We start from the raw sequence: 26,890 nt of genomic DNA on the forward strand, positions 1-26,890 counted from the left end.
CCCTGCGGAGGTGTCGCACGGCACCCGAAGGTTGCCGCGACAGCGGGGACCGGCGCGGATCGCGACCGCTTCTAGCGCCCGCGCCTGTCCGCTTGATGACACCGGCAAGCCCTGTGCGCCAGTGGCCCTGGCGATGCATGCGACACGCAACTGTCATGGGCCGGTGCTACCGGACTGGCGCTTCCCCGCAACGGAGGCGCAATCCGGTTTTTCGCCCGCGCCGTCAATGGCCGCGGCTCCCCAGAGGGTGACCCATGAAGATTTCCCGCATGTCCACGACGGCACTGGCGACGGTCCTGTCGCTGTCCACCAGCCTCGCCTTCGCCCAGTCCGGCGAGATGTCGATGGACGATCTCGTGGCCGCCGCCAAGAAGGAAGGCCAGCTGACCACGATCGCGCTGCCGCACGACTGGTGCAATTACGGCGAGATGATCGAGGGCTTCAAGGCCAAGTACGGCATCGAGATCAACGAGCTGAACCCGAATGCGGGCTCGGGCGACGAGATCGAGGCGATCAAGGCCAACAAGGGCAACACCGGCCCGCAGGCACCCGACGTCATCGATGTCGGCCTGTCATTCGGCCCGTCTGCCAAGGCCGAAGACCTGCTGATGCCCTACAAGGTCGCGACCTGGGACGAGATTCCGGACGACGCCAAGGATGCCGACGGTTATTGGTACGGCGATTATTACGGCGTGCTGGCCTTCGGCATCAACAAAGACGTCATCGACACCGCGCCGCAGAGCTTCGAGGATCTCCTCAAGTCCGACTACGCCAATTCGGTCGCCCTTGCCGGTGATCCGCGCAGCGCCAACAACGCCATCATGTCGCTCTATGCAGCCGGCATCGCCCGGGGCGGCAAGACCGGCATGGAGGCCGCGACGGCCGGTCTCGAGTTCTTCAAGGAACTCAACGAAGCCGGTAATTTCGTGACCGTCGACGCCGAGGCGGCTCCGATCGCCCAGGGCACCACGCCGGTCGCCATGAACTGGGACTACAACCTCCTGTCGATGCGCGACAATCTCAACGGCAACCCGCCGATCGAGGTCGTGGTGCCGTCCGACGGCGTCGTCGCCGGCGTCTACGTCCAGGCAATCAGCGCCTACGCGCCGCATCCGAACGCCGCCAAGCTCTGGATGGAGTATCTGTATTCCGACGAGGGCCAGCTGACCTGGCTGAAGGGCTACTGCCACCCGATCCGCTTCAACGCCATGTCGAAGGCCGGCAAGATCCCGCAGGACCTGCTCGACAAGCTGCCGCCGGCCGAAGCCTACGAGAAGGCCGTGTTCCCGACCCTCGACGATCAGAACGCCGCCAAGGCCGAGATCGCCGCCAAGTGGGACAGCGTCGTCGGCGCCACCGTCCAGTAACAACACAGCGATTTCGGAAGGGGCGGCCCGTTTGCCGCCCCTTCCGTCCGGATTTGTCAGCAGCGGGGGATCATGGGCGCAGCCATCGACGCAGCCACGGCTGGGGCCGCCCACGGCAGAACGGGCGCGGCGCCGTCGCGCCGGCCATCGCGTTCCTTTGCCTGGCTGGGCCTCGCGCCCTTCTTCGGCTTCGCCATCCTGTTCCTGATCGGGCCGACGCTCTACCTCGTCGCCGGCGCCTTCCAGGATCGCAGCGGCGCCTTCACCTTCGACAACATTCTCGGCCTGTTCACGCCCCAGATCATGGCGGCCTATGCCATCTCGATCCAGGTCAGCCTCGCCTCGGCGGCGCTGGGCGCGCTGATCGGCTTCTTCCTCGCCCACGCCATCGTCCACGGCCGGCTGCCGGCCTGGATTCGGCCCACCGTGGTCACCTTCTCCGGCGTCGCCTCGAACTTCGCCGGCATTCCGCTGGCTTTCGCCTTCCTGGCCACCCTCGGCAGGCTCGGTCTGGTGACGCTGTTCCTGAAGGAGGCGGCAGGCGTCAACATCTACGCTCTCGGCTTCAACCTCCTGTCCTTCTGGGGCCTGACGATCACCTATCTCTACTTCCAGATCCCGCTGATGGTGCTCATCGTCACGCCGGCCCTCGACGGGCTGAAGGGCGAATGGCGCGAGGCCGCGTCGATCCTCGGCGCAACCCGCTGGCAATATTGGCGGATGGTGGCGCTGCCGGTGCTGGCGCCGTCGATCCTCGGCTGCTTCCTCCTGCTCTTCGCCAATTCCTTCGGCGCCATCGCCACCGCCTATGCGCTGACCGGATCGTCGCTGAACATCGTGCCGATCCTGCTCTATGCGCAGATCCGCGGCGACGTTCTCTACAATCCCAATCTCGGCTACGCGCTGGCCTTCGGCATGATCGTCATCACCGGCTGCTCCAACCTTCTCTATCTGTGGCTGCGCACGCGCGCCGAACGGTGGCAGCGATGAACGCCTCGCGCAGCGGTCCGGCCGTGATCGTCTTCCTCGGCGCCCTCTATTTCGTCCTGCCGCTGGTCGCGACCTTCGAGTTCTCGCTGTCGATGCTGCGCGGCATCAGGAGCTTCGAGGCCTACCGCGTGGTCTTCGCCGACCCGCAGTTCCGCACGACCTTCGGCTTCTCCGTCATCGCGGCCCTGGCGACCATCGTGCTCGGCGCGCTGCTCGTCGTGCCAACGGCCTACTGGGTCCGCCTGCGCTTTGCGAAGCTGCGGCCGCTGGTCGAGTTCATCACCCTGCTGCCGCTGGTGATCCCGCCCATCGTCCTCGTCTTCGGCTATATCCGGCTCTACAATTCCTCGTCCTGGCTGCCCTTCACCAACAGTGCGGGCGGAACCAATCTCCTCCTGGTCTTCGGCTATGTGGTCCTGTCGCTGCCCTACATGTTCCGGGCCGTGGACACCGGCATGGCGGCGATCGACATCCGCACCCTGACCGAGGCGGCCGAAAGCCTCGGGGCGAAGCGCGCGACGATCCTGTTCCGAGTGATCCTGCCCAATGTGCGGGCCGCGGTCCTGTCCGGCGCCTTCCTGACCTTCGCCATCGTCATCGGGGAGTTCGTGCTGGCGAGCCTTCTCAACCGCCCGGGCTTCGGCCCCTATCTCGCCCTGATCGGCGCCAACCGGGCCTACGAGCCGGCGGCGCTGGCGATGATCGCCTTCGCCATCACCTGGGCCTGCATGGGTCTCCTGCAGCTCTTCGCCAACCGCGCGCCGGGGCGGCGGCGATCCGGGCGTTCCCTGTTCAAGCTTGCAAGGCGTGCCGCGCGATGAGCTTTCTGGAAATTCACGGCGTGTCGAAGAGCTTCGGGCCGAGCACCGTCGTGCGCGACTTCTCCCTCGAGGTGGCGAAGGGCGAGTTCGTGTCCTTCCTCGGCCCGTCCGGCTGCGGCAAGACGACGATGCTGCGCATGATCGCCGGCTTCGAGACACCCTCGGCGGGGCGCATCGTCATCGACAGCGAGGACGTGACCGCGTTGGCGCCGAACCGGCGGCGGATCGGCATGGTGTTCCAGGCCTACGCGCTGTTCCCCAACCTGTCGGTGGCCGACAATGTCGCCTTCGGCCTGAAGGTCGCCGGTCGGTCGAAGCAGCAGATCTCGGCCCGCGTCGAGGAAATGCTCACGCTGATCGGCCTGCCGCATCTTGGCGACCGCTACCCCTACCAGCTCTCTGGCGGCCAGCAGCAGCGTGTGGCGCTGGCCCGCGCGCTCGCGCCGAGCCCGCGGGTGCTGCTGCTCGACGAGCCCCTGTCTGCCCTCGACGCCAAGATCCGCCTGTCGCTGCGCGAGGAGATCCGCGCGCTGCAACGCGAACTCGGTATCACCACGATCTTCGTCACCCACGACCAGGAGGAGGCGCTGTCCATGTCCGACCGCATCGTGGTGATGAGCGAAGGCCGGATCGAACAGTGCGACGCGCCTTTCGCCATCTACAACCGGCCACAAAGCCGCTTCGTCGCGGGGTTCGTCGGCACGCTGAGCCGGGTCGAGGGGATCGTCGCGGCGGACGGATCGGTCATGGTCGAGGGCTGCCCGATCATCCTCGCCGAACCACTTCCCGGCGCTGCGGGTATGCCGGTGACCCTGGCGCTCCGCCCCGAGGCGATGCGACTGGAGGCGTCGCCGGATCGGACCAACCGGCTCGTCGGCGTGGTCGAGGACGCGCATTTCCTCGGCTCGGTGGTGCGGCTGAAGCTGAATGTCGCCGACGGCACGGTCCTCGCCGACACCTTCAACCGACCGACGACGCCGCCGCCGGCGCGCGGCGCGCGGGTCGATCTGCACTTCTCACCGGCCGACGTCTTCGCGCTCCAGGCGGACGACGCGCCGTCGGCAAAGGCAGCCGAGCCCGCCTGAGCAGGATGACCGCACCGATCAGCGGAAGACAACGGTGCGGTGGTCGTTGATCATCACCCGGCGTTCCAGATGCATCTTCACAGCCCGGGCCAGCACCCGGCTTTCCACGTCGCGGCCGACGGCGACGAAGTCGTCGGGCGACATGGCGTGGCTGACCCGCTCGGTCTCCTGCTCGATGATCGGGCCCTCGTCGAGATCGGCGGTGACGTAGTGGGCGGTGGCGCCGATCAGCTTGACGCCCCGCTCATGGGCCTGGTGGTAGGGCTTGGCGCCCTTGAAGCTGGGCAGAAAGGAATGGTGGATGTTGATCACCTTCCCCGACAGCCGCCGCGAGAGATTGTCCGACAAAACCTGCATGTAGCGGGCGAGGACGACGAGGTCGGCATCGCTGTCGCGCACCAGCTTCAGGACCCGTTCCTCCTGTTCGGCCTTGGTCTCGCGCGTCACCGGCCAATGGTGGAACGGCACGCCCTCGTGGTCGGCCGTGCGGCGCGAATCCTCGTGGTTGGAGACGATGGCGACGACTTCCGCCCGCAGCCAGCCGACCCTGATCTGGTAGAGCAGGTGCAGCAGCGCGTGGTCGAATTTCGAGACCATCAGGATGATCTTCGGCACCCGTGCCTCGTCGGTGATGGCGAGCTTCATGTCGAACCGCGCGGCCACCGGCGCGAGCTGGCGCTCAAGGGCGTCGCGGCTGGCGCTCGCCGGCGCCGTGAAGGCGATCCGCAGGAAGAACCGGCCCGTCTGGCGATCCCAGAACTGGGCGCTTTCGGCGATGTTGGCGCCGGCATCGGCCAGTTCGGTCGTCACCGCGGCGACGATGCCCGGCTGGTCGCTGCAGGACAGGGTGAGGATGAAGGCGTGTTCGGTCATGGCGGGTCCGGGATGGATGGGCGACGGGAAGACGTTCGGGACGGGGCACGGCGGGGATGACGGGCGGGCGACCGGGCGCCGCCGTCGGTCTGCGACCTGTCGGCCCTTCTAGACCGCCGCAACATGGGAACGCCACTGCCGCCTTGCACCCCCGGCGCGGCGCCGCGACACGGACGGCGTGTCTTCTGCCACCCCGGGGAGGTGTGGTCGCGAAAGCACAACCAGCGTTAAGCGATCATGAAGGCGGGACTGTTATTTGACAGGGCCGTGCCGGGACGACTTAGCTTTCGGCCATCCGATCCAGACGAGATGATCTTGACCCAGCGCCTGTCGTTCCGGCTTCGCCCGCTCGCATCCCTCAAGGCCGCGCTTGCCGCGCTCCTGGCGCTGACGCTCGTCGCCTGCCAGTCGACCGAGCTGACGACCGCCGGGCTCTTGCCCTATGCCCGGGTCGGCGCGGCCACGGCGTCGCCGGGTATCGCGGAAGTGCGCGGGGAATCGACGCTGGTGCTAGATTTTGCCAGCGGCCGCACGCTCTACGAGGATGCGGCCGACGGCCTGCGTTATCCCGCCTCGCTCACCAAGATGATGACGCTGTATCTCCTGTTCGAGACCATCGAGGCCGGTCGGCTGTCGATGAGCAGCGAGTTGCGGGTCAGCGAGAACGCCGCGTCGCAGCCGCCCTCCAAGCTCGGCCTCAAGGCCGGCGAAACGATCCGGGTCGCCGACGCCGCCCAGGCGATCGCGGTGAAATCGGCCAATGACGTCGCCACGGTGATCGCGGAGAACCTCGGTGGCAGCGAGGCCAATTTCGCCAATGCCATGACCGCCAAGGCCCGCGCGCTCGGCATGAGCCGGACGCGCTTCGTCAATGCCTCCGGCCTGCCGGACGAGGGTCAGATCTCGACGGCCCGCGACATGGCGACCCTCGGCCGGGCCCTGCTGAACCGCTTTCCGGCCTATGCCTCGCTCTTCACCCGGACTGGCTTCGACTATAATGGCCGCCGCTACAACGCCACCAACAAGCTGCTCGGCAGCGTTGAGGGCGTCGATGGCCTGAAGACCGGCTATATCCGCGACGCCGGCTTCCATCTGGCCGCCACCGCCACCCGCCGGGGCCGGCGGATCATCGTCGTGGTGATGGGCGGCCGCACCGGGCGCGAGCGCAATGCCAGGGTCGAGGCGCTGATCGACCAGTATCTCGGCCCCGCATCCGGCGCCATGGCCGGGCTGCCGGGTCTCTCCCTGACCCGCTAGTCGCGTCGGGCGCTGTTGCGGGCGGCATCGCCAGCCTTGTGGCCGGCGGATGCGGCGATGGCGTTGTAGCCGTCGACGAAGCGGCGGTCGTTCCAGTTCTTCCAGCGCCAGACCCAGCGCCCTTCCAGCGACAGGCCCCATTTGTCGGCGACCGCCCGGCCGTCGGCAGTGGAGAGCAGCGTCAGCCAGTGCTTCTGGGGCCGGTAGGCTTGCAGCGCGTCGCCGTCGATCGCGCGGCGCAAATTCTCTGCCAGCACCGGGCCTTGCCTGACGGCGAAGACACCGGCCTTGGGCCGGGGATCGGGCAGCGCGGCGATGTCGCCGGCGGCGAAGATCTCCGGATGCGAGAGCGTTCGCAGGCAGGCATCCACCCGCACGAAGCCCTGTTCGTCCAAGGCAAGGCCCGTCTCCCGTAGCCAGGGCGCGGCAGCGCTGCTGGTAGCCCAGAGCAGCATGTCCGCGGCAACCGTACGGCCGTCCGCTGCCCGTACCATACCGCGCTCGAAGCCGGTGACGTCGAAGCCTGTCCGCAGGTCGATCCCCCGGCGCGCGAGCGTGGCGGCGATGCGGCGCTGGGTGCGCCGGCTGCGTTCGGGAAGAATCGTGCCGGCGCGGCCGAGCAATCGGATCGAGACCTTCGCCGCGCCGCGTTCCTTGTCCTGCGAGGCGACGCCCGACAGGCGACGTTCCAGCGCCAGGGCCAGTTCGACCCCGGCCGGCCCGGTGCCGATCACGGCGATGCGAACGGGGTCCGGGTTTGCGGCCAGCTCTGCCGACAGATTCTCCAGCCGCTCGACGAACCCGCCGATCGGCTTGACCGGAATGCCCGGCATGCCGGCGGGCCGGCTCGGCGCGGAACCGATGTCGATCGACAGGAGGTCGTAGGCAAGCGGCGGCCGGCCGGCGATGCTGAGGGTCCGGCCGGTGGTGTCGAGGCCCGTCGCGTCGCCGGTCACCAGCGTCGCGCCGGCAAAGCGGGCAAGCCCGCCCGCGTCGATATGCAGGTCGGCATGGGTGTATTGCCCGGACACGAAGCCCGGCAGCATCCCGGAATAGGGCGTGGCGACGTCTCGCGTGACCAGCGTCAGGTCGACATCGGGATGCGGCCGCTCGCCGAACGCTTTCAGGACTGCCACATGGGAATGGCCGGCGCCCAGAAGCACCAGATGCTTGCGTCGGCGGCTGTGGGTCTCGGGCAGGGGCTTGGCTCCGTTCGCAAGGGCGGCAGCGCCGCCGCCCGGTCCTGATCTGTCGCCAAGCATCCCCTTGGCCGCAGGGCAATCCCGCCGCGATCACGAACACGCCAGCGCGCCCCTATCCTGTGGTCCGGCGGCACGCGATCGGGCGGGGCGGTAGACTGCCGGGGGCTCGCCCGACTATGTCAGCATGACCGATGATGATGTCACGCGCCGCCGTGCGGGAATCGACCAAGAGGGGAAGACGACGATGGGTAACGAGGACAACACCGCCGCAGGCGCAACAGGCGGGTCGATGCGCGTCGCCGTGGTCGGCCTGGGCTCGATGGGCATGGGCGCGGCGACCTCCTGCGTCGCGGCGGGCCTGACCACCTACGGCATCGACCCGCGCGACACGGCCTGCGAGGCCTTCGTCAAGGCTGGCGGAGCCGGTGCGGCCAGCGACGGGCGCGACTTCGCCGGCGATCTCGATGCCGTTATCCTGCTCACCGTCAACGCCGCCCAGTGCCGCGACGCGCTGTTCGGCGAGAAGGGCCTCGCCGCGCATCTGAAGGCCGGAACGCCGGTCATGGTCTCCGCCACGATCTCGGTCGCCGACGCCAAGGCCATCGCCGCCGAACTGGAGGCCGCCGGCCTGACCATGCTCGACGCGCCGGTCTCGGGCGGCGCCGCCAAGGCGGCCTCGGGCGAGATGACGGTCATGGCCGCCGGTCCGGCTGCCGTCTTCGACCAGCTCCAGCCGGTGCTCGATGCGGTGGCCGGCAAGGTCTACCGGATTTCCGAGAAGATCGGTGACGGCGCCACGGTGAAGATCATCCACCAGCTTCTGGCCGGCGTGCACATCGCCGCCGGCGCCGAGGCGATGGCCCTGGCCGCCAAGGCGAATATCCCGCTCGAGACCATGTACGACGTCGTCACCAACGCGGCCGGCAATTCCTGGATGTTCGAGAACCGGATGCGCCACGTGGTCGATGGCGACTACACCCCGACCTCGATGGTCGACATCTTCGTCAAGGATCTCGGCCTCGTCACCGAGACCGGCCTGGCGATGAAGTTCCCGCTGCCGCTGGCCACCACCGCCTATTCGATGTTCGCCACGGCCAGCAACGCCGGCTACGGCCAGTGGGACGACAGCGCGGTCATCAAGGTGTTCCCGGGCATCGACCTGCCGGATTCCGGCAAGCACTGACCGACGGGCAGGGCGGCACACGGCGTGCCGCCCGTTCCTTGGCGCGGGATCAGATCGGGAAGGTCAGGGAGATGGCGAGCCCGTCGCTGCCATCGACGTCGATCGTGCCGTTGAGCTTGCGCACGCAGCCCTCGACGATCCGCCAGCCAAGCGACTTGGAATTGCGCAGCACCGTCTCGGCATCGGCCAGTCCCTCGCCGTCGTCGGCAATCCGCAGATGCAGCGTGCCGTCCGACTGATGCGCCTCGATGGTGACGCGCCCCTTGGTCTGGCCTGCCTGCATGGCGTGCTTGGTGACGTTGGTGACCAGCTCGTTGACGATGAGGGCGAGCTCGGTGGCCGTGTCGAAGGCGACCGGCACGGCATCGACCTTACAGGTGATGGTGAGCTGGTGATCGCCCATCGCTGATGCCAGCCGGTCGGTCAGGCTTTCCAGATGCTGCTGCAGATCGACCTGGGTGACGTCCTCGGCCCGGTGCAGGAAATTGTGGGCGTTGGCGAAGGCCTGGATGCGGTTGGTCAGCACCGACAGCGCGTCCTGCGTTTCCTCGGTGGTCGCCTGTCGCGCCTGCATGATCGCCAGTGACTGGATGATGGCGAGATTGTTCTTGGTGCGGTGATGCAGTTCGCGCAGCAGGAACTGCTGCTCGGCCAGAGAATCGCGCAGCGCGCGGTTCTGCTCGGCCAGTTCCTCCATCGGCGACCCGTGGCTCGCCTCCACCAGCGCCGAGGCGGTGGCCACCGCCAGTTCCTCGGGCCGCTTCGTCGTGGCGAGCTGCAGCCCCAGCGTGATGACGGTGCCGCCCGAGCCCGTCTTCAGGTCGAAATCGTCGACGAGCTTCTGCGAGCCGCTCAGGCCGAGGCCGAGGCCCGTATGGGACTGGTGGCGGCCGCGCAGCATGGTCTCGACCGCGGCGATGCCGCCGCCCTTGTCCTGCACCCGCGCCATCAGCCGCGTGATCTTGGCGCTGCGGTCGAAGGCGAATTCGGTGACGCCGCCCTTGGCGTATTGCAGGGCGTTGCGGGAAATCTCGGAGACGGCGGTGGCGAAGCGGATCTGGTCGCGGGCCGGCGCCCCGGCGACCTTGGCGATCAGCCGGGCGGTGCGGCGGGTATGCGAGACATCCGCATCCTGCTCGAGATTGATCGAGGTGACGACGGCTTTCATTGGCGGGCCCGCGCGATGACGACACCGCTGTCGTCGCTCCCGCGCCGGCGCCGCTTGTAGAGCGTTGCCGCGATGGTCAGGACGTCGCGGAAGAACAGGGCGGACGGTTCGGGGAAGCGCTCGCCGCCCTTCAGGCCGTCGGTGGTGAGGAGCAGCATGGCGCCCTTTCCCCATGCATGTTCGGTGACCCGGGGCCGGCGGGTCGAGGCGCCGACGATACCGGGCGAGGAGGGGATGCCGTGGCGGCTGCCGTCGGCCGAGATGATCTCGCCCTTGATGTTGCCGAGGCCGAGGGCCCGCAGCCTGTCGCCGCCATGGGGCAGTTCGACGATCAGCGACGCCGCCCCGCGGCTGCCGGCCATGGCGTCGGCGACGAAGATCTCGGTGTCTTCCAGTGACTTGCCTTTGGCGGCGAGAAACGCGGCCAGGCCGGTCTCGGCGTCCTTGGCGGCGGTCGGTCCGTGACCGAGCACGTCCATCAGCATGATCATCGTGGCGCTGCCATCCTTGCGGATGCCGTAGATGTCGCCGCCGGCGTCGAAGCCGGGCTTGGGTACGATCAGGCCGGCGGTTTCCATCGGCCCCCTGGCCGGGCGGCCGGTCTTGCCGATGCTGACCGTCAGGGTGGTGCCGCGGCTGTCGCTGTAGATGTCGAGGCCATCCGACATGCGGGCGATGGCGCCCAGCCCGCTGCCGAGGCTGCGCTCGCCTTCCTCGGCCGTGGTGAAGCCGTCGGCCATGGCCGCTTCGACATTCGGCAGGCCCGGGCCGTCGTCGAGGGCGATGACATCCATGCCGGCCGTGGTCTTGCCCTGGTGCGGGCACAGGAGGATCTCGCCGCCGGTGGCATGGCGCAGGAGATTGGTGCCCGCTTCGGTCACGACCAGCGCCAGCCGGTCGCGATCGTCCTCCGATAGTCCAATTGTCTCGGCTTCCTGCAGGGCTCGTCTGCGCGCGGCGCCGATCTGACTGGTTTCCAGGATCGGCAGTGAGATCATCGACACGCGCACTCCAATATGACGGTCGTGCCCGTATCGGACGACGACGTGATCTTGAACCGGTCGACCAGGCGCCGTGCTCCGCTGAGGCCCAGGCCGAGGCCCTTGCCGGTGCTGAAGCCGTCTTTCAAAGCTTGATTGACGTCGGCGATGCCGGGCCCCCTGTCCGTGCACTCCGCAACGACGCGGCGCTGCGAGCCGTTCCCCACGATCTCGAAAGAGATTCTGCCGCCATGACCGTAGACGATCGCATTGCGCGCGATCTCCGACACCGCGGTGACGAATTTCGTCCTCTTGATCGCGCTCGCACCGATCGACGTCATCGCCTGCATCGCGGCCTGGCGCGCGTAGGCGACGTCGCTCGGGCGCGACAGCGTGACGGTCAGATCGCTCTCAGCCAAGAAACGGCGCCTAGTTCCGCTCGCCCAGGATCAGGTTGATCGCCCGATCGGCGTTCAGCGCGGTCTCGACGCCCTCGAGCGTCATGCCCAGCTCGACCAGCGTCATGGCGACCGCCGGACGCATGCCGACGACGACGGTGCGGGCGTTCATCATCCGCGCCATCTGCGCCATGGCGCCCAGCATCCGGCCGGCAAAGGTGTCGACGATCTCCAGGCTGCCGATGTCGATGATCACGCCGACGGCGTTCTTGCGGGACACCTCCTCGACCAGCTGGTCCTGCAGGGCCAGGATGTCGTGATCGTCCAGATCATCGCGGATCGCCACGATGACGCAGCCGGTGATCGTGACGATCGGGGTGGTTCCAACCGAGGCTTCCACCCGTCACTGCTCCTTGGGGGAGACGCCGATCCGCTCGAAGGCGTAGGCGAGTCCGCTCTGCAGATCGACCCGGGTGGTGATGTTGGGCAGCTCGACGCCGAGATTGACGACCGTCTGGGCGATCTTCGGGCGAATGCCGCAGATCACGCAATGGGCACCCATCAGGCGGACGGCCGCGGCGGTCTTCAGAAGATGCTGGGCGACCAGCGTGTCGACGGTGGACACGCCCGTGATGTCGATGATCGCGACCTCGGCTTCCCACTGGACGATGGCGTCGAGGAGGTTCTCCATCACCGTCTGGGCGCGGAAGGAATCCAGCGTGCCGATCAGCGGCACCGTGACGATGCGGTCCCAGATCTTGACGACCGGCGCGGAAACCTCGGTCATCTCCTCGCGCTGGCGCTCGATGACGGCTTCGCGCTTCGACACCAGCGACTCGATCGCCTGCAGCACGATCTGGTCGACCATGCGGGTGGTGTTCCAGAGCTCGGCGCTCATCTGCTTCGGCTTTTCGGCCAGATCGGCGGCCAGATGGTCGAACAGCGGCTGCTTCAGGGAGGCGATGAACCAGCCCATCTCCGAGGGCGTCACGCCGCGCTGGGTGCGGCTCTCGGTGATCTCCTCGATCGCGTCGCGGACCGGGTCCCAGCCCGGATTGGCGAAGTCGAAGCTGGCGTCGGTGGCCGCCGTCTGGCTGGACCGTGCCAGCGCGGTCAGGAGGTCCCGGCTCTGGCGCTCGGTCTCTTTCGCCGAGACCAGGTCCGTCCGCTTGACGCCTTCCTTGGCCTGGGCCTTCATCCAGGCGGAGAGGATCTTCTCGAATTCGTCCTGCAGAAGAGAGGCCGTCGTCGTCGTTTCGCTCGCCATTTCGTGCCTTGCCTGTCCTGATATGTCCCTGACCGTCTATGGCCCGTCGCGACGCCGCATGCAACGCGGCAGCCGGAAATGCAGCCGCAACAACCCTTTGGGCCGTCGGCGGACAGGTGGCAGGCACGAGTTTTCGAGCTGTCGGGCAGGGATGCGACGGCGTTGCGCGGCGGGCGGGACCTGTCGGCCCCGCCCGCGATACACCGATCGGCGTCAGACGGACTTGGTGGCGCCGCCGTCGCAGCGGATCACCGAGCCGGTGACGTAGCTGGCCTTGCCGGAGACGAGGAACGCCGCCACCGCGGCGAATTCCGCCACGTCGCCATAGCGCTTGGCCGGAATGGCGAGGCGCGAGGCCTCGCGCACGTCCTCGACCGCCTTGCCGGACTTGGAGGCATTGGCGTTGTCGAGTTCGTCGACGCGCTCGGTGTGGATGCGGCCCGGCAGCAGCATGTTCACGCAGACGCCGTCGCCGGCGACCTCGTTCGACAGCGACTTCGACCAGCCCACCAGCGCCGAACGCAGGGTGTTGGACAGGGCGAGGTTCGGGATCGGTTGGATGACGCCCGAGGAGGCGATGGTCAGGATCCGGCCCCAGCCCGCCTCGCGCATGCCCGGAAGCACGCGGTTGGTCAGGTCGATGACCCGCTGCACCATCATCTGGAACTGCTTCTCGAGCACGGCGACATCCATGCCGACGGCGCCGCCCGGAGGCGGACCACCGGTGTTGTTGACCAGGATGTCGATGCCGCCGAGCTTGTCGAGGGCGGCCTGATGCAGCGTCTCGACGAAGCTCGCATCGGCGAGGTCGGCGGCGATGTAGTCGGCCTTGCCGGCGCCGCGGGCGTTGATCGCCTCGCAATTGGCCGCCAGCTTGTCGGCGCTGCGCCCGCACAGGAGGACGTTGGCGCCTTCGGCCGCCAGCGCCTCGGCGATGCCGAGGCCGAGGCCGCGCGATGAGGCGAGAACGAGGGCGCGCTTGCCGTTGAGATCAAGATCCATGGCCGAGCCTTTCCAGTTTGATTTCGGTGCGTTTCATCAGCCGGTCGATATCGGTGTGATCGGCAGGTGAGAGTTTGGGTCCCGGCGCGCGCACGCGGGCCGAGGCGATGGCGCCGCGGCGACGCAGCACTTCCTTGCGGGCGGCGAGGCCGAAGACCAGCTGCTGCTCGTAGCGCAGGATCGGCAGATAGGCGTCGAACAGGTCCTCGGCGCCGTCCACGTCGCCGGCATGGTGGCGTCGCACCACCTCGACGAGCATCTCCGGATAGGCAAAGCCGGTCATCGCGCCGTCGGCGCCGCGCTGCAGCTCCTGCGGCAAATAGAGCCCGCCATTGCCGCACAGGATCGACATGCGCGGCGTGTCGGCGGTGCCGGACTTGGTGCGCACCGCGGTGATCTTGGCGAGGCCGGGCGAATCCTCATGCTTGAGCATGACGATCTGCTTGTGGTTGCGGGTCAGGGTCAGGATCGTCGCCGAGGAGACCGGCACGCCGGTGGTCTGCGGGAAGTCCTGGAAGCAGATCGGCACGTCGGGGCCGAGCGCCTCGCAGACCTGTCCGAAATAATTGATGATCCGGTCCTCGACCGCCGGTCCCGGCGTCGGGGCGATCATCACGCCGGCCGCGCCCATTTCCATGACGGAATCGACCGAGCGCTTCATGTTGTCGATGCCGGCACCCGAAGCGCCGACGATCACCGGGATGCGGCCGTCGATCCGGTCGAGCACGCGCTTGGCAAAGGTGCGGGATTCCTCGGGGGTGAGCTTGTTCGACTCGCCCATGATCCCGAGGATCGTCATGCCGTTGACGCCGCTGTCGAGATAGAAGTCGACCAGCGTGTCGGTGCTGGCGAGATCGAGCGCGCCGTCGTCGGTGAAGGGCGTTGCGGCGATGATGAAGACGCCGCGACTGTCGCGGTCGATCATTGTGGCTGGCACGGCGATGATTCTCCCTGAATGCTGTCTGCGGCCGGCGTTTCGAGACCTCGAAACCGGCCGGCGCGCGATTTCCCCCGACACGGCGTAGCCCCCTGCATGATTGTATGCAACCTGCGACGACGTCTCTCCGGTGCCCGGGAGGCGGGCCGGAAAGATCGTTGGGCGTCTGTCCATCCCATGGCGCTGGCATGCCGGTTGCCATCGGTGCCGGACGCGGCGCATTCTCGCCGCGCAGGACTCGGGAGGGGGTCCGGCTCGCCGGTTCTCAGGAGGAACAGTCCCGCATGCACTTTCGTCACGACACGCTCTACGCGTCCCGTCGCTCGCCCGTCTTCGCCCGCAACATCGTCTCCACCTCGCAGCCGCTGGCCTCGCAGGCCGGCCTGTCGATGATCGCGAAAGGCGGCAATGCCGTCGACGCGGCGATCGCGGCGGCGGCCGTGCTGGTGCTGGTCGAGCCCACCGGCAACGGCCTCGGCAGCGACGCCTTCGCCATCGTCTGGGAGGGCAGCGAACTGCACGGCCTCAACGCCTCGGGCCGCGCGCCGATGGCCTGGAGCCCGGAGCGCTTTGCCGGCAAGGCCGCGATGCCCCAGCGCGGCTGGGACAGTGCGACCGTGCCCGGCGCCGTCTCCGCCTGGCGCGACCTGTCGGAGCGCTTCGGCAAGCTGCCCTTCGCCGATCTCATCGCGCCCGCCATCGCCTATGCCGAGGACGGCTTTCTGGTCTCGCCGATCATCGCCGAATTGTGGGCGCGGGGCGCCGACATCCTCTCGGCGCAGCCCGGTTTCGCCGAGCATTTCATGCCGGGTGGCGCGACGCCCGCCGCCGGCACGCTCTATCGCAGTGCCGATCTCGCCCGCTCGCTGCGCCTGATCGCCGAGACGCGGGGCGAGGCCTTCTATCGCGGCGAACTGGCCGCGCGCATCGCCGCCTTTGCCAGCGAGACCGGCGGCGCCATGACCGAGGCGGACCTGGCCGCCCACGAGAACGAATGGTGCGGCACCATCAGCCAGGATTACGGCGGGGTCGATCTGCACGAGATCCCACCCAACGGGCAGGGCATCGCGGCGCTGATGGCGCTCGGCATCCTCAAGCATCTCGGGCTCGAACGCTTCGCGCCGGACAGTGCCGAGGCGCTGCATCTGCAGATCGAGGCGATGAAGCTCGCCTTTCGCGACATGTGGGCCTTCGTCGCCGATCGCGAGCACATGCGCGAGGTCGAGGAGACGCATCTGCTCGATCCGGCCTATCTGGAAAGCCGCGCCAGGCTGGTCGATCCGCAGAAGGCGCAGGACTTCAAGGCCGGCGCGCCGAAGCAGGGCGGCACGGTGTATCTGTCGGCCGCCGATGCGGATGGCATGATGATCTCCTTCATCCAGTCGAACTACGCCGGCTTCGGCTCGGGCGTCGTCGTGCCGGGCACCGGCATCAGCCTGCAGAATCGCGGCGCCGGTTTCTCGCTGGAAAAGGGCCATCCCAACGAGGTTGCCGGCGGCAAGCGGCCCTTCCACACCATCATCCCCGGCTTCCTGATGAAGGACGGCCAGCCGCTGATGAGCTTCGGCGTGATGGGCGGCCCGATCCAGGCGCAGGGCCATGTGCAGATGGTGCTGCGGACCCAGCTCTGGGGCCAGGACCCGCAGACCGCCGTCGACGCGCCGCGCTGGCGCATCGTCGAGGGGCTGGACGTCGCGGTGGAGGCGGCGGCCGGCGACGCGGTGATCGCGCAGCTCGAGGCAATGGGCCACCGGATCAGCCGCGAGATGCCCGACACCTCCTATGGCTTCGGCGGGGCGCAGCTCGTCCACCGGGTCGAGGGCGGCTATGTCGCCGGCTCCGACCCGCGCAAGGACGGGCAGGCCGTCGGCTTCTGACGTCCTGCTGAGAAGCCGGCGCGTCAGGGCGTGCGCGAGATGCCCGACTTGATGCGCCGCAGCGGGATCGAGGATTCGATCGACGCAACGCCGTCGATCTTGACGAGACGCTCGATCATCAGCGCCTCGAACTCCTTCAGCCCGGTCACGGCGATGCGCAGCAGATAATCGCGATTGCCGGTCATCAGCCAGCAATCAACGACCTCGGGAAAGCGCAGGATCGCAGCCTCGAAGCTGCGCAGCGCCACGTCCACCTGCCGGTCGAGCTTGACCGAGACGAAGATGGAGAGGGCAAAGCCCAGCGCCACCTCGTCGATCAGCGCCGCATAGCCGGTGATCACCCCGCTCTCCTCGAGCTGGCGCAGCCGGCGGATGACCGGCGTCGCGCTGAGGCCGACCCGCTGGCTGAGATCGGCCGCCGACATCCGCCCGTCCGCCCGCAGCGCGCGCAGGATGCGCAGGTCGATCTCGTCGATCTTGGGGGTATTCACCACGATCAGCCTCTCGCGAAGTGGAAAGCTGCTGGATCGCTACCTTCATACGCAGGTCTTCGCAAGAAAGCGCTTCGCGCCCGGTGATAGCGTTCGCAGGGTCTCCGGCAGTCGCGGCCTGCGCCGCTGCGCCCCGCCGGGGAGGGAGAGACTTCCGGGAGAGCTGCCGATGTCGAGCGAAATGGACCATCTGAAAACCGTCGAGCAGCGCCTCTTGTGGCTGTCGCACTGGATGATCCACCATGCCAACCACATCCGGCCGAAGGTCGACGGCATCAAGGTCGGCGGCCACCAGGCCTCCTCGGCCTCGCTCGTCTCGATCATGACGGCGCTCTATTTCTCGGCCCTGCGGCCGCAGGACCGGGTGGCGGTCAAGCCCCATGCCTCGCCGGTCTTCCACGCGATGCAGTATCTGATGGGCCACCAGACCCGCGAGCGGATGGAGAATTTCCGCGGCTATGGCGGCGTCCAGTCCTATCCGTCTCGGACCAAGGACGTCGACGACGTCGACTTCTCCACCGGTTCGGTCGGCCTCGGCGTCGCCATCACCTCCTTCGCCTCGCTCGTCCAGGACTATGTCCAGGCCAAATCCTGGGGCGCCGACATCCCCCTCGGCCGGATGATCGCCCTCGTCGGCGACGCCGAGCTCGACGAGGGCAATGTCTATGAATGCCTGCAGGAGGGCTGGAAGAACGACCTGCGCAACACCTGGTGGGTCATAGACTACAACCGCCAGTCCCTCGACGGCATCGTGCGCGAAGGGCTGTTCCAGCGGGTCGAGAAGATCTTCGACGCCTTCGGCTGGGACGTGGTGCGGATCAAGTATGGCCGGCTGCAGCGCGCCGCCTTCGAGGAGCCGGGCGGCCAGACGCTGAAGGCGTGGATCGACGCCTGCCCGAACCAGCTCTATGCGGCGCTGACCTTCATGGGCGGCGCGGTCTGGCGGGCCCGGCTGATGGACGCGCTCGGCGACCAGGGCGACGTCACCGCGCTGATCGACCGCCGCAGCGACGACGAACTGGCCGAGCTGATGGAAAATCTCGGCGGCAACTGCGTGCACACCATGGCCGAGACCTTCCGCGGGGTCGACCACGACCGGCCGGTCTGTTTCCTCGCCTATACGATCAAGGGCTGGGGCACGCCGATTGCCGGCCACAAGGACAATCACGGCGGCCTGATGAACAAGGCGCAGATGGCCGAATGGCAGGCCCATATGGGTGTCGCGGAGGGCGCCGAATGGGACCCCTACGCCACCGTCGAGGACCCTGACGCCCTGCGTGCCTTTCTCGCCGACGTGCCGTTCTTCGCCGAGGGCACGCGCCGGCATTCTGACCGGCCGATTCCCGTTCCGGCGATCGCCACGCGGGCTGAGCGCGAGATGTCCACCCAGGCCGGCTTCGGCCGCATCCTCGACGACATCTCCAGGACCGACAGCGAGCTGGCCGCGCGCATCGTCACCATGTCGCCGGACGTGACCGGCACGACCAGCCTCGGCCCCTGGGTGAACCGGCGCAAGCTGTTCGCCCGCAAGGCCCAGACCGACACCTTCATTTCCGAGAAGATTCCGTCCACGGCGAAATGGGAGTTCACGCCGGAGGGCCAGCATATCGAGCTCGGCATTGCCGAGATGAACCTCTTCCTGCTGCTCGGCGCGGCGGGGCTGTCCCATTCGCTGAACGGCCGGCGCCTGCTGCCGATCGGCACCGTCTACGATCCCTTCGTGGCGCGCGGCCTCGATGCCCTGAACTACGCCTGCTACCAGGACGCCCGCTTCATGGTGGTCGGCACGCCCTCCGGCGTGACCCTGGCGCCCGAGGGCGGCGCCCACCAGTCGATCGGTTCGCCGCTGATCGGCATGACGCAGGATGGTCTCGCCGCCTTCGAGCCCGGCTTCGTCGACGAGCTGGCAATCATCATGGGCTGGGGCTTCGCCCATATGCAGCGGGACGGGGAGCTGACGCCCGACCCCCGCACGAGCCTCGGCGATGCGGCCGGCGGTTCGGTCTATCTGCGGCTGACGACCAACCCGCTGGAACAGCCGGGCCGCCGCTCCAGCGCCGATTTCGAACAGGGCGTCGTCGACGGTGCCTACTGGATGCGCAAGCCCGGGCCGAACTGCGAACTGGTCATCGCCTATCAGGGCGCCGTCGCGAACGAGGCCATCGCCGCCGCCGGCAGGCTCGGCCAGCGCCATCGCGACATCGGCGTCCTGGCAGTGACCTCGGCCGACCGGCTGCATGCCGGCTGGAGCGCCGCGCAGCGGGCCCGCCGGCAGGGAGATCGCCGGGCGAACAGCCATGCCGAGCGGCTGTTCGCACGCCTGCCGCGCCATTGCCGGATCGTGACCGTCATCGACGGCCATCCGACCACCCTGTCCTGGCTCGGCGGCGTCGGTGGCCACCGCACGATCCCCCTCGGCGTCGAACGCTTCGGCCAGACCGGGACGATCGGCGATCTCTACCGCCATTTCGGGATCGATGCCGAGGCGATCGTCGCGGCGGCCGACGGCGCCCTGCAACTGCCCGCCGAGATCGCGGCCGTGGCAGCGCACTAGCAGGCGCGAACGGGACGGCTGTGCGGACCGGGACCGCCTAGACGGTGATCAGGGTGGAATCCCAGACGGCGACGAAATGGATCGCCGCAGCGGCCACGACGAAGGCGTGCCAGATGGCGTTCTGGAATCGCAGCCGTTCCATCAGATGGAAGATGACGCCGATCGAATAGACCAGCCCACCGGCGACGATCAGCCAGAGCACCTGCGGCGGCAGCTGCGTCGACAGATGGTCGTAGGCGACGATGCCGCTCCAGCCCATGGCGAGGTAGAGGAGGATCGACAGCCGGTCGAACTGTCCCGGCCGGGCGATCTTCAGCGTGATGCCCACCGCCGCGATGCTCCACACGCCGGTCAGCAGCCACCAGGTCTGGCTGCGCACCAGGAAGGGCGTGTAGGTGCCGGCGATCAGCAGGTAGATCGCCGAATGGTCGAGCCGGCGCAGCATCCATTTGATCCGCGACACCGGCCAGACATTGTAGGCGGCCGAAATGCCGATCGAGAACAGCAGCGTGGCGAGATAGATCGTCACCGCCGCAAAGACTCCCGCCGACACCTCGCCGACCATGGCGATCAGGAAGACGAGGCTGCCGCTCAGCGCCGCGAGGACGCCGACGGCGTGAACGGCCGCGTCGGCGCGCAGCTCACTGACGGAATAGCTCCAGCGGACGGCGCCGGGATGTGCGTCTGGCATTCGGCTCCATCATCCTTCTTCCTGCGATCCCGCGACAAAATGCCATGGATCTGTCGTTTCGCCGACTGTGACGGCGTCGTCTTCGCTTGGGGATGCGACATGCCGTAGCGCCGTCGCCCCTCGTGGACTTGTGTCCGTAGTCTTTGATTGCAGTGTGGGTTTTGTTAATCGAAGGTTAACATCCGGGCGCCGTCGCGCCAGCCGCGATACTCAGGAACATGGTGCGCAATGACCCAGTTTTCGATTCTCAGATCCGTTCTCTGGGCGCCGACCATCGCGATGTCCTGGCTGTGGGGCCTCGGCTTCTTCTATGCGATCCACGTCACCCTGACCCATGGCTGGCTGGCCTTCGCCGCCTTCGCCACCGCCAACATCACCGGACTGTTCCTGTTCGGCTGGGTGCTCGGCGCGCCGAACCGGGACCCCGCCGCCATCTTCCGGCAGGTCCAGAGCGCCTATGGCGGCATCTTTCTCCTGTGCCAGCTCGGCGCCGTGGCGCTGACCATCTTCGGCTTCGTCGCCTATGTATGGCAGCCGCTCTTCGGCGGCGATGCGGCGATCATGGTGGGGCTGCTCGTCTTGATGGGCTGCGCCATCGGCCACGCCCTGCCGCTCATTCGGCTGAAGCTCCTGCATGTGGCGATGCTCCTGGTCGGCATAACCGCGGCCGGCGTCGCCCTGACCGGCCTGCCGGCGAACGCCAACCTGCCCGACGTGCCGCTGGCCTCGCTCGATGCCACCTTCTACGGCCTTGTCATCCCGACCCTCGTCGGCTTCCTGCTCGGGCCGTGGATGGATGTGCAGCAATGGCAGCGGGTTCTGGAAATCCATCGCGAGGGCGGCTCCGTGCGCGTCGCCTATGGTGCGGGATCGCTCCTGTTCCTCGGGCTGTTGTGCCTCAACGCGGTTCTCGCGGGGGCCGCGGGGCTGATCACCTTCACCTCGGCCGATGGCGTTGCCCAGGCGCAGCCTGCCGTGGCGCTGGCGCTGGCCGGCAGCGGCTCGGGTCTGGCAATCCTGGCCTATCTGGTCTGGTCGGTGGTCGCCGCGCTGACCACCATCGACAGCTTCTACGTGGCAACGCGCTGGCATCTGGGAGCGCTGACGGAGCGCAGCCTCAGCCCGCTGCTCGCCTTCGTTCCGGCCGGGCTGGTGTCGTCGCCCTTGTGGCTTCTGGCGGCGGCCGCCGGCGTCGCCGGTCTCGCCTTGTCGGCGCAGCTCTCCCAGATCGCCCTGATGCTGCCCTTCGCGACGCTGCTGGTGGGTGGCGCGGCCTGCCTCGTCGGCGAGGTGCTGGGGGCGACACGGCGCTACGATCCGGTGTTGTGCTACCTGATCGGGCTGGCCGCCATGCTGATCTTCCTGATCGGCCATGTGGCGCCGATCCCGGCCTTCGTTGCCGGGGCGCCGTTGCTGGCGCTGATCGGCGCCTTCCCGATGCTGGGGCAATTGCTCTTCGGCGCGCCGCCGGAAGTGGCCACCGGGCTCGCGCCGATGCCGTCCGGGTCGATCCCGACGCGGGTCGAGCTCGTCCCGCGCAACGAGAACTTGCCAAGCCCGTCGACGAATACGAGCCTGTCCCACGGCTTCGACGGCCAGACCTTCGTGATGAAGCTGATGCCGACCTATGACGACACCAATTCGGTCGGCAACGTCTATTTTGCCAATTACGTGCGCTGGGTCGGCAAGGCGCGCGAGCTGTTCTTCAACATCTGCATGCCGGATTTCGACCTGAAGACGACGAACTATTACGTGCTGACCAAGTCGTTCAACCACGACTTCCGCCGCGAGGCGAGCGAGTTCGATCCGGTGACCGTCCGCATCAGGATCGCCCGCCACAATCGCAAGTTCGTGACGCTCGCCCACGAGATCCACAGCGAAAGCCAGGGTCTGCTCGGACGCGGCGAGCAATCGCTGATGTTCGTCGATACCGAGCAATACCGGCCGCTGGACATTCCGCGCGACATCATCAGCGGCTTCCTGCCCTACTGGCCGAAGGAATCGCCGCATCTGGGCGAGACGCCGGATGTCGCCGGCCTGCCCACACGGGCCGCCCAGAACAGCATCTGAACGGCGACCGAGCGGCGCAGGCGCGCGGCGCTCAGGCCGCGTGCGGGTTCACGAGGTTCAGCCGCGGCTTGCGGATCAGGGCCTCGGCCTCTTCGGCCGGGACCGGGCGGCTGTAGAGATAGCCCTGGAACTGGTGGCAGCCCTGTTCGGCGAGGCAGGTCTGCTGGGCGAGGGTCTCGACCCCTTCGGCCGTCACCGTCATGCCGAGGCTGGTGCCCAGTTGCACGACCGCCCGGACGATGGCGACGTCGGTCTTGGCGTCGGGCAGGTCACGGACGAAATTGCGGTCGATCTTGATCTTGGTGAAGGGCGCGCGGCGCAGATAGCTGAGGCTGGAATAGCCGGTGCCGAAATCGTCGAGCGACAGGCTGACGCCCATGCCGCGCAGGGTCCGCAGGATGTCGAGGATTTCCTGCGTGGCCTCCAGGAACACCGATTCGGTGATCTCCAGTTCCAGCCGCTCGGCGGCGAGCCCGCTCTCCTGCAGCGCGTCGCGAACAATGGCGACCACATCGCTGTGGCGGAACTGGATGGGCGACAGATTGACGGCGACCGTCAGCTTCGACGGCCAAGCGGCGGCGATGCGGCAGGCTTCGCGGATCACCCACTGGCCCAGCGGGATGATCGCGCCGCTCTGCTCTGCCAGCGGGATGAACTCGTCCGGCGGCACCAGTCCGCGGGTCGGGTGCTGCCAGCGCAGGAGCACTTCGAAGCCCTCGATGGTCGCGGCCCGTGCCGAGACCAGAGGCTGGAAGTGGAGGATGAATTCGCGCCGCTCCAGGGCGCCGCGCAGCTCGCCGGTCAGGGCGCGGCATTCCTCGATCTGCTCGTCCATCTGCGCTTCGTAGAAGCGGAAGCTGCGACCGCCCTCCTGCTTCATGCGGTAGAGCGCGACGTCGGCGCGGCGCATGACCTCTTCCGAGCCGTTCTCCGGGGCGGTGGCGATGCCGATGCTGACGCCGACGGAGATCCTCAGGTCGCCGATCCGGTAGGGCGCGCTGATCCGGTCCACCAGGTGGCCGGCAAGCTCGGCCGCCGCCTCGCGGTCGTGGCCATTGGCGACGATGGCGAATTCGTCGCCGGCCAGCCGCGCGATGGTCCTGGCCGGGTCGGCGAAGCTCAGGAGGCGTCCGGCGACATTGCGCAGCAGCGCGTCGCCGATGCCGTGGCCGAAGGTGTCGTTGACGCTCTTGAACGCATCGAGATCGAGCCGCAGCACGGCGAAGCGGACCTGGTCCGGATCGCCGTTGCGCGCCTCGGCGAGCTTTTCCTGGAAGAGCGAGCGGTTGGGCAGCTCGGTCAGGGCGTCATGACTGGCCAGATAGGCGAGGCGGTCGTCGGTGGTCTTCTTCTGCGTCACGTCGGAGCCGACGCCGCGATAGCCCGAGAACCGGCCGGCGGTGTCGATGATCGGCTTGCCGCTCAGCGCCCACCAGCGGTCGCTGCCCGAGACATCCACCGGCAGGACGATCTTGTGGAAGGGCAGGCGCGCGCCGATCGACGACCACAGCATGGCCGCCGCATGGGCCTCGCCGGTGCGGACCGGCGGCGGCAGCAATTCGCCGAGCGGGCGGTCCTGCAGATCCTCGATGCGGGTATTGGCGACCTCGCCGAAGCGGGCCGAGACATGGCGCAGCCGCAGATCGCCGTCGGTCTCCCACAGCCAGTCGCTGGCATTCTCCTCGAAATCGTTGAGGAGGAGATTGGTCAGTTCCTGCTGGCGTTCCAGCTCGACCTGCGAGGCGGCCCGCATGGTCACGAGCCGACTGAGATGCACGATCGTGGCGAAGATGAAGCCCGAATAGATGGCCAGGAGCACCGCCACGAAGATGTAGAAGGCTTCGCCGGTGGTCGCCAGCGCCACGAAGCTCCCCGCCACGATCGGGCCGGTGAAGCTGATCGCCGCACGCGGCACGACGGCGAGGCCGATACCCGTGGCGATCAGGCCGGCGCAGGTCGATGCGATGAGCAGACGCCCGTCGGCGCCGGCCTGCGCGAACAGCACCAGCGGAATGGATCCCAGAAGCGTGCCGGCGAACAGCGCCAGCCGGGCGAACCATTCGACATAGCTGCTGTCGACCCGTTGCGGCTTGGCCGAGCTGCGCCAGCGCCAGCAGCGCTCCAGCGCGATGACGGTCGCGGGGATCGCAAGGCCTTGCAGAAGCACGAGATAGCCGGCCAGCTCGGGCCGCCAGAACAGGTAGGAGACGACCTGGACGACGCTGATGCTGGTGATGACGGTAAAGGGTGCGAGGCGGAGGGCAAAGTCCAGCTGCTCGACGCGGACCCGCTCCTGAAGTTGCAGCTCCAGCCGGCGGGGCTTGCGATCCATGTCGATCAGATAGGAGGCCAGGGCCCTGAACAAATCGATCCATCCTACCGCCCGCAGCGGGCTGGTTTCAGGCACACCGGCGAAGTGTTAGGGGCCGGCTCTTAATTTATGCTGAACGGCGGCCGCAACCGGAGCGAGAAAGCCTGATCCTGCATGGGGTTAAGGCGACCGGAGATTGATCTCCCGCAACGCTTTGTACGCCATGTTCGCGACAATTCCGGGCGGCCTGCCATCGGTCCACCGCAGGCGCCCAACAGACGGAAAGGCCGCCCGGGATATCCCGGACGGCCTTGCATGTTCGTCGACGATGGTCGCGCCGGATGGGCGCGCCGCGTTCAGCCCGCGGTGAGCGGCGAGATCGCGATCTCGACGCGGCGGTTCTGGGCGCGGCCGGACTCGGTGTCGTTGGAGGCGACTGGCTGGCTCTCGCCGAAGCCCTGGGTGTTCAGGCGGCGCGGATCGACGCCCTGGGACGCCAGAAGCTGGCTGACCGAGGAGGCGCGCTGCTGCGACAGGGTGAAGTTGTAGCCGTCGGAGCCCTGGCTGTCGGTGTGGCCGTACACGTTGACGATCGACTTGTCGTATTCCTTCAGGACCAGCGCGACCGAGTTCAGGGTCGGGTAGAAGGCCGGCAGGATCGACGACTGGTCGGTCGGGAAGGTGATGTTGGACGGCATGTTCAGGATGATGCGGTCGCCGACGCGGGTGACCGACACGCCGGTGCCGCGCAGCTGATCGCGCAGCTTGGCTTCCTGGTTGTCCATATAGGCGCCGACGGCGCCGCCGCCGAGCGTGCCGATACCGGCGCCGATCAGTGCGGCGCGGCCGGAATCCACGCCGGCGGCGCGGCCGACCAGATAGCCGCCGAGCGCGCCGACGCCGGCGCCGATGCCGGCACCGCCCACGGTATTGGAGAGCTTCTGCTCGCCGGTATAGGGATCGGTCGTGCAGCCGGCGAAGGCCACGGTGAGGGCGAGAACGAAAGCGAGCTTCTTCATCAGCGAAAGTCCAGATGTGTGAGGCGGGGCGAAGCCCGCACGAAATGTCCCGGTCCGATGGCCGTTAGACAGCACAGATGTCTGGAATGTGGCTGGAACGTTGCGGCACGGCCACAGATGCGGCGGCGTTGCCGACACAGACGCCGGAGCCGGACGCAGACCGGAAAGAAGGGGGAGCGAAACGGGCGCGGCACGAGGGCCGCGCGGCAGCGATCGCCCGGCGGACCGGGCGATCGCAGAACGGTGCCTCAGGCGGCGTCGCGCTGCTTCAGGAGACCGCGATTGACCAGCAATTCGGCGATCTGGACCGTGTTCAGGGCCGCGCCCTTGCGCAGATTGTCGGCGACGACCCAGATGTTCAGGCCGTTGTCGAGGGTCTGGTCCTCGCGGATGCGCGAGATGTAGGTCGCGTCCTCGCCGGCCGACTCGTAGGGGGTGATGTAGCCACCGTCCTCATGCTTGTCGATGACGAGGCAACCCGGTGCCTCGCGCAGGATGTCGCGGGCCTCGTCGGCGGTGATCGGCTTCTCGAACTCGATGTTCACCGCTTCGGCATGGCCGATGAAGACCGGCACGCGAACGGCGGTGCAGGTGACCTTGATCTTCGGGTCGAGCATCTTCTTGGTCTCGGCCATCACCTTCCACTCTTCCTTGGTGGAACCGTCTTCCATGAAGACGTCGATATGGGGGATGACGTTGAAGGCGATGCGCTTGGTGAACTTCTTGCGCTCGATCTCGTCGGCGACGAAGACCGCGCGGCTCTGCTTGAACAGCTCGTCCATGCCTTCCTTGCCGGCGCCGGAGACCGACTGGTAGGTCGACACCACGATCCGCTTGATCGTCGCGACGTCGTGCAGCGGCTTCAGCGCCACGACGAGCTGCGCCGTCGAGCAGTTCGGATTGGCGATGATGTTCTTCTTGCGGAAGCCCTCGACGGCATCGGCGTTCACTTCCGGCACGACCAGCGGCACGTCCGGATCGTAGCGATAGGCCGAGGAATTATCGATGACGACGCAGCCGGCGGCGGCGATCTTCGGCGACCATTCCTTGGAGATGTCGCCGCCCGCCGACATCAGGCAGATGTCTGTGCCGTTGAAATCATACTGGTCCAGCGCGACGATCTTCAGCGTCTTGTCGCCGAACGAGACCTCGGTTCCCTGGCTGCGGCGCGAGGCCAGCGCCACGACCTCGTCGGCGGGAAATCCGCGCTCGGCCAAGATTTCCAGCATTTCGCGCCCGACATTGCCGGTAGCGCCGACGACGGCGACCTTGTAACCCATGGGATGCAATCCTTCGCTCTCCCCGCTCGATCTTCGCACGCTCGCGTCTCTGCCCCGGGGGAGACCA

The 26,890-nt window shown here is 67.7% G+C and carries 23 protein-coding genes; 9 read left to right on the plus strand and 14 right to left on the minus strand.

Annotated elements, in window-relative coordinates:
• The first annotated feature begins 269 nt into the window (after positions 1–269).
• The 4 genes from ACEQX1_RS08550 to ACEQX1_RS08565 all read left to right on the plus strand — a co-directional run bounded on the left by ACEQX1_RS08550 (position 270) and on the right by ACEQX1_RS08565 (position 4,263).
• Positions 270–1,367, plus strand: coding sequence for an ABC transporter substrate-binding protein (locus tag ACEQX1_RS08550; protein ID WP_370193508.1), 1,098 nt, complete (start codon positions 270–272; stop codon positions 1,365–1,367).
• Between the two features lie 72 nt (positions 1,368–1,439).
• Entirely contained in the window at positions 1,440–2,357 is a 918-nt protein-coding gene (locus ACEQX1_RS08555) for an ABC transporter permease (protein WP_370193509.1), read from the plus strand.
• Positions 2,354–3,178 carry an ABC transporter permease gene (locus ACEQX1_RS08560; protein ID WP_370193510.1) on the plus strand — a complete coding sequence of 275 codons (825 nt, stop codon included), beginning with the start codon at positions 2,354–2,356 and terminating at the stop codon, positions 3,176–3,178. The genes ACEQX1_RS08555 and ACEQX1_RS08560 overlap by 4 nt, the downstream gene beginning before the upstream one ends.
• A complete protein-coding gene (locus ACEQX1_RS08565; RefSeq protein ID WP_370193511.1) occupies positions 3,175–4,263 on the plus strand; it encodes an ABC transporter ATP-binding protein in 1,089 nt (362 codons plus the stop codon). Before ACEQX1_RS08560 ends, ACEQX1_RS08565 begins: the two co-directional genes overlap by 4 nt.
• A gap of 18 nt (positions 4,264–4,281) precedes the next feature.
• On the opposite strand, the gene purU is transcribed toward ACEQX1_RS08565, so the two are convergent.
• Positions 4,282–5,136, minus strand: a complete 855-nt coding sequence (purU, locus tag ACEQX1_RS08570) for a formyltetrahydrofolate deformylase (RefSeq protein WP_024350696.1) — start codon at positions 5,134–5,136, stop codon at positions 4,282–4,284.
• A 309-nt stretch (positions 5,137–5,445) separates the two neighbouring features.
• On the opposite strand from purU, the gene ACEQX1_RS08575 reads away from it, so the two are divergent.
• Positions 5,446–6,393, plus strand: coding sequence for a D-alanyl-D-alanine carboxypeptidase family protein (locus ACEQX1_RS08575; RefSeq protein WP_370193513.1), 948 nt, complete (start codon positions 5,446–5,448; stop codon positions 6,391–6,393).
• On the opposite strand, the gene ACEQX1_RS08580 is transcribed toward ACEQX1_RS08575, so the two are convergent.
• Positions 6,390–7,655 carry an FAD-dependent oxidoreductase gene (locus ACEQX1_RS08580; protein WP_370193514.1) on the minus strand — a complete coding sequence of 422 codons (1,266 nt, stop codon included), beginning with the start codon at positions 7,653–7,655 and terminating at the stop codon, positions 6,390–6,392. The genes ACEQX1_RS08575 and ACEQX1_RS08580 overlap by 4 nt on opposite strands.
• A gap of 229 nt (positions 7,656–7,884) precedes the next feature.
• On the opposite strand from ACEQX1_RS08580, the gene ltnD reads away from it, so the two are divergent.
• Positions 7,885–8,778 carry an L-threonate dehydrogenase gene (gene ltnD / locus ACEQX1_RS08585; RefSeq protein ID WP_024349349.1) on the plus strand — a complete coding sequence of 298 codons (894 nt, stop codon included), beginning with the start codon at positions 7,885–7,887 and terminating at the stop codon, positions 8,776–8,778.
• A gap of 49 nt (positions 8,779–8,827) precedes the next feature.
• Here ltnD and ACEQX1_RS08590 read toward each other — a convergent pair whose 3' ends face one another.
• From ACEQX1_RS08590 to ACEQX1_RS08620, 7 genes are all read right to left on the minus strand, one after another.
• A complete protein-coding gene (locus ACEQX1_RS08590; RefSeq protein ID WP_024349350.1) occupies positions 8,828–9,946 on the minus strand; it encodes an ATP-binding protein in 1,119 nt (372 codons plus the stop codon).
• Entirely contained in the window at positions 9,943–10,944 is a 1,002-nt protein-coding gene (locus ACEQX1_RS08595; RefSeq protein ID WP_370193521.1) for an ATP-binding protein, read from the minus strand. The genes ACEQX1_RS08590 and ACEQX1_RS08595 overlap by 4 nt, the downstream gene beginning before the upstream one ends.
• Complete coding sequence (locus tag ACEQX1_RS08600; protein WP_210310069.1) at positions 10,941–11,345, minus strand: ATP-binding protein; 405 nt, start codon at positions 11,343–11,345, stop codon at positions 10,941–10,943. The genes ACEQX1_RS08595 and ACEQX1_RS08600 overlap by 4 nt, the downstream gene beginning before the upstream one ends.
• Before the next feature lie 10 nt (positions 11,346–11,355).
• Positions 11,356–11,724, minus strand: coding sequence for an STAS domain-containing protein (locus ACEQX1_RS08605; protein ID WP_029702749.1), 369 nt, complete (start codon positions 11,722–11,724; stop codon positions 11,356–11,358).
• A 3-nt stretch (positions 11,725–11,727) separates the two neighbouring features.
• Entirely contained in the window at positions 11,728–12,591 is an 864-nt protein-coding gene (locus ACEQX1_RS08610; RefSeq protein WP_029702750.1) for an STAS domain-containing protein, read from the minus strand.
• A gap of 213 nt (positions 12,592–12,804) precedes the next feature.
• Positions 12,805–13,593, minus strand: a complete 789-nt coding sequence (locus ACEQX1_RS08615; RefSeq protein ID WP_188075271.1) for an SDR family oxidoreductase — start codon at positions 13,591–13,593, stop codon at positions 12,805–12,807.
• Positions 13,583–14,518, minus strand: coding sequence for a dihydrodipicolinate synthase family protein (locus ACEQX1_RS08620; RefSeq protein WP_188075501.1), 936 nt, complete (start codon positions 14,516–14,518; stop codon positions 13,583–13,585). Before ACEQX1_RS08620 ends, ACEQX1_RS08615 begins: the two co-directional genes overlap by 11 nt.
• Positions 14,519–14,814: 296 nt before the next feature.
• On the opposite strand from ACEQX1_RS08620, the gene ACEQX1_RS08625 reads away from it, so the two are divergent.
• Positions 14,815–16,407, plus strand: a complete 1,593-nt coding sequence (locus tag ACEQX1_RS08625) for a gamma-glutamyltransferase family protein (RefSeq protein WP_370193516.1) — start codon at positions 14,815–14,817, stop codon at positions 16,405–16,407.
• A 23-nt stretch (positions 16,408–16,430) separates the two neighbouring features.
• Here ACEQX1_RS08625 and ACEQX1_RS08630 read toward each other — a convergent pair whose 3' ends face one another.
• A complete protein-coding gene (locus ACEQX1_RS08630; RefSeq protein WP_370196728.1) occupies positions 16,431–16,901 on the minus strand; it encodes an Lrp/AsnC family transcriptional regulator in 471 nt (156 codons plus the stop codon).
• A 166-nt stretch (positions 16,902–17,067) separates the two neighbouring features.
• Between ACEQX1_RS08630 and ACEQX1_RS08635 the strand changes: the two genes are divergently transcribed.
• Complete coding sequence (locus ACEQX1_RS08635; RefSeq protein WP_370196729.1) at positions 17,068–19,452, plus strand: transketolase; 2,385 nt, start codon at positions 17,068–17,070, stop codon at positions 19,450–19,452.
• Positions 19,453–19,489: 37 nt separating this feature from the next.
• Here the strand turns inward: ACEQX1_RS08635 and ACEQX1_RS08640 are convergent, their stop codons facing one another.
• Positions 19,490–20,143: a hemolysin III family protein gene (locus ACEQX1_RS08640; protein WP_024349357.1), complete on the minus strand. Its 654-nt coding sequence runs from the start codon at positions 20,141–20,143 to the stop codon at positions 19,490–19,492.
• 228 nt (positions 20,144–20,371) lie between these two features.
• Here ACEQX1_RS08640 and ACEQX1_RS08645 point away from each other — a divergent pair, with 228 nt between their 5' ends.
• On the plus strand, positions 20,372–22,213 hold the full coding sequence (locus ACEQX1_RS08645) for an acyl-CoA thioesterase (protein WP_370193519.1): 1,842 nt from the start codon (positions 20,372–20,374) through the stop codon (positions 22,211–22,213).
• Positions 22,214–22,244: 31 nt separating this feature from the next.
• Here ACEQX1_RS08645 and ACEQX1_RS08650 read toward each other — a convergent pair whose 3' ends face one another.
• From ACEQX1_RS08650 to ACEQX1_RS08660, 3 genes are all read right to left on the minus strand, one after another.
• Positions 22,245–24,578, minus strand: coding sequence for a putative bifunctional diguanylate cyclase/phosphodiesterase (locus ACEQX1_RS08650; protein WP_370196730.1), 2,334 nt, complete (start codon positions 24,576–24,578; stop codon positions 22,245–22,247).
• 302 nt (positions 24,579–24,880) lie between these two features.
• Positions 24,881–25,546, minus strand: coding sequence for an OmpA family protein (locus tag ACEQX1_RS08655; protein ID WP_024349360.1), 666 nt, complete (start codon positions 25,544–25,546; stop codon positions 24,881–24,883).
• 245 nt (positions 25,547–25,791) lie between these two features.
• Positions 25,792–26,823 (minus strand): aspartate-semialdehyde dehydrogenase, encoded by a 1,032-nt coding sequence (locus ACEQX1_RS08660; RefSeq protein ID WP_228239223.1) that lies wholly within the window; start codon positions 26,821–26,823, stop codon positions 25,792–25,794.
• Positions 26,824–26,890 lie beyond the last annotated feature (67 nt).

The sequence above is a fragment of the Aurantimonas sp. genome, from assembly GCF_964217435.1.
GTDB classification, from domain to species: domain Bacteria; phylum Pseudomonadota; class Alphaproteobacteria; order Rhizobiales; family Rhizobiaceae; genus Aurantimonas; species Aurantimonas coralicida.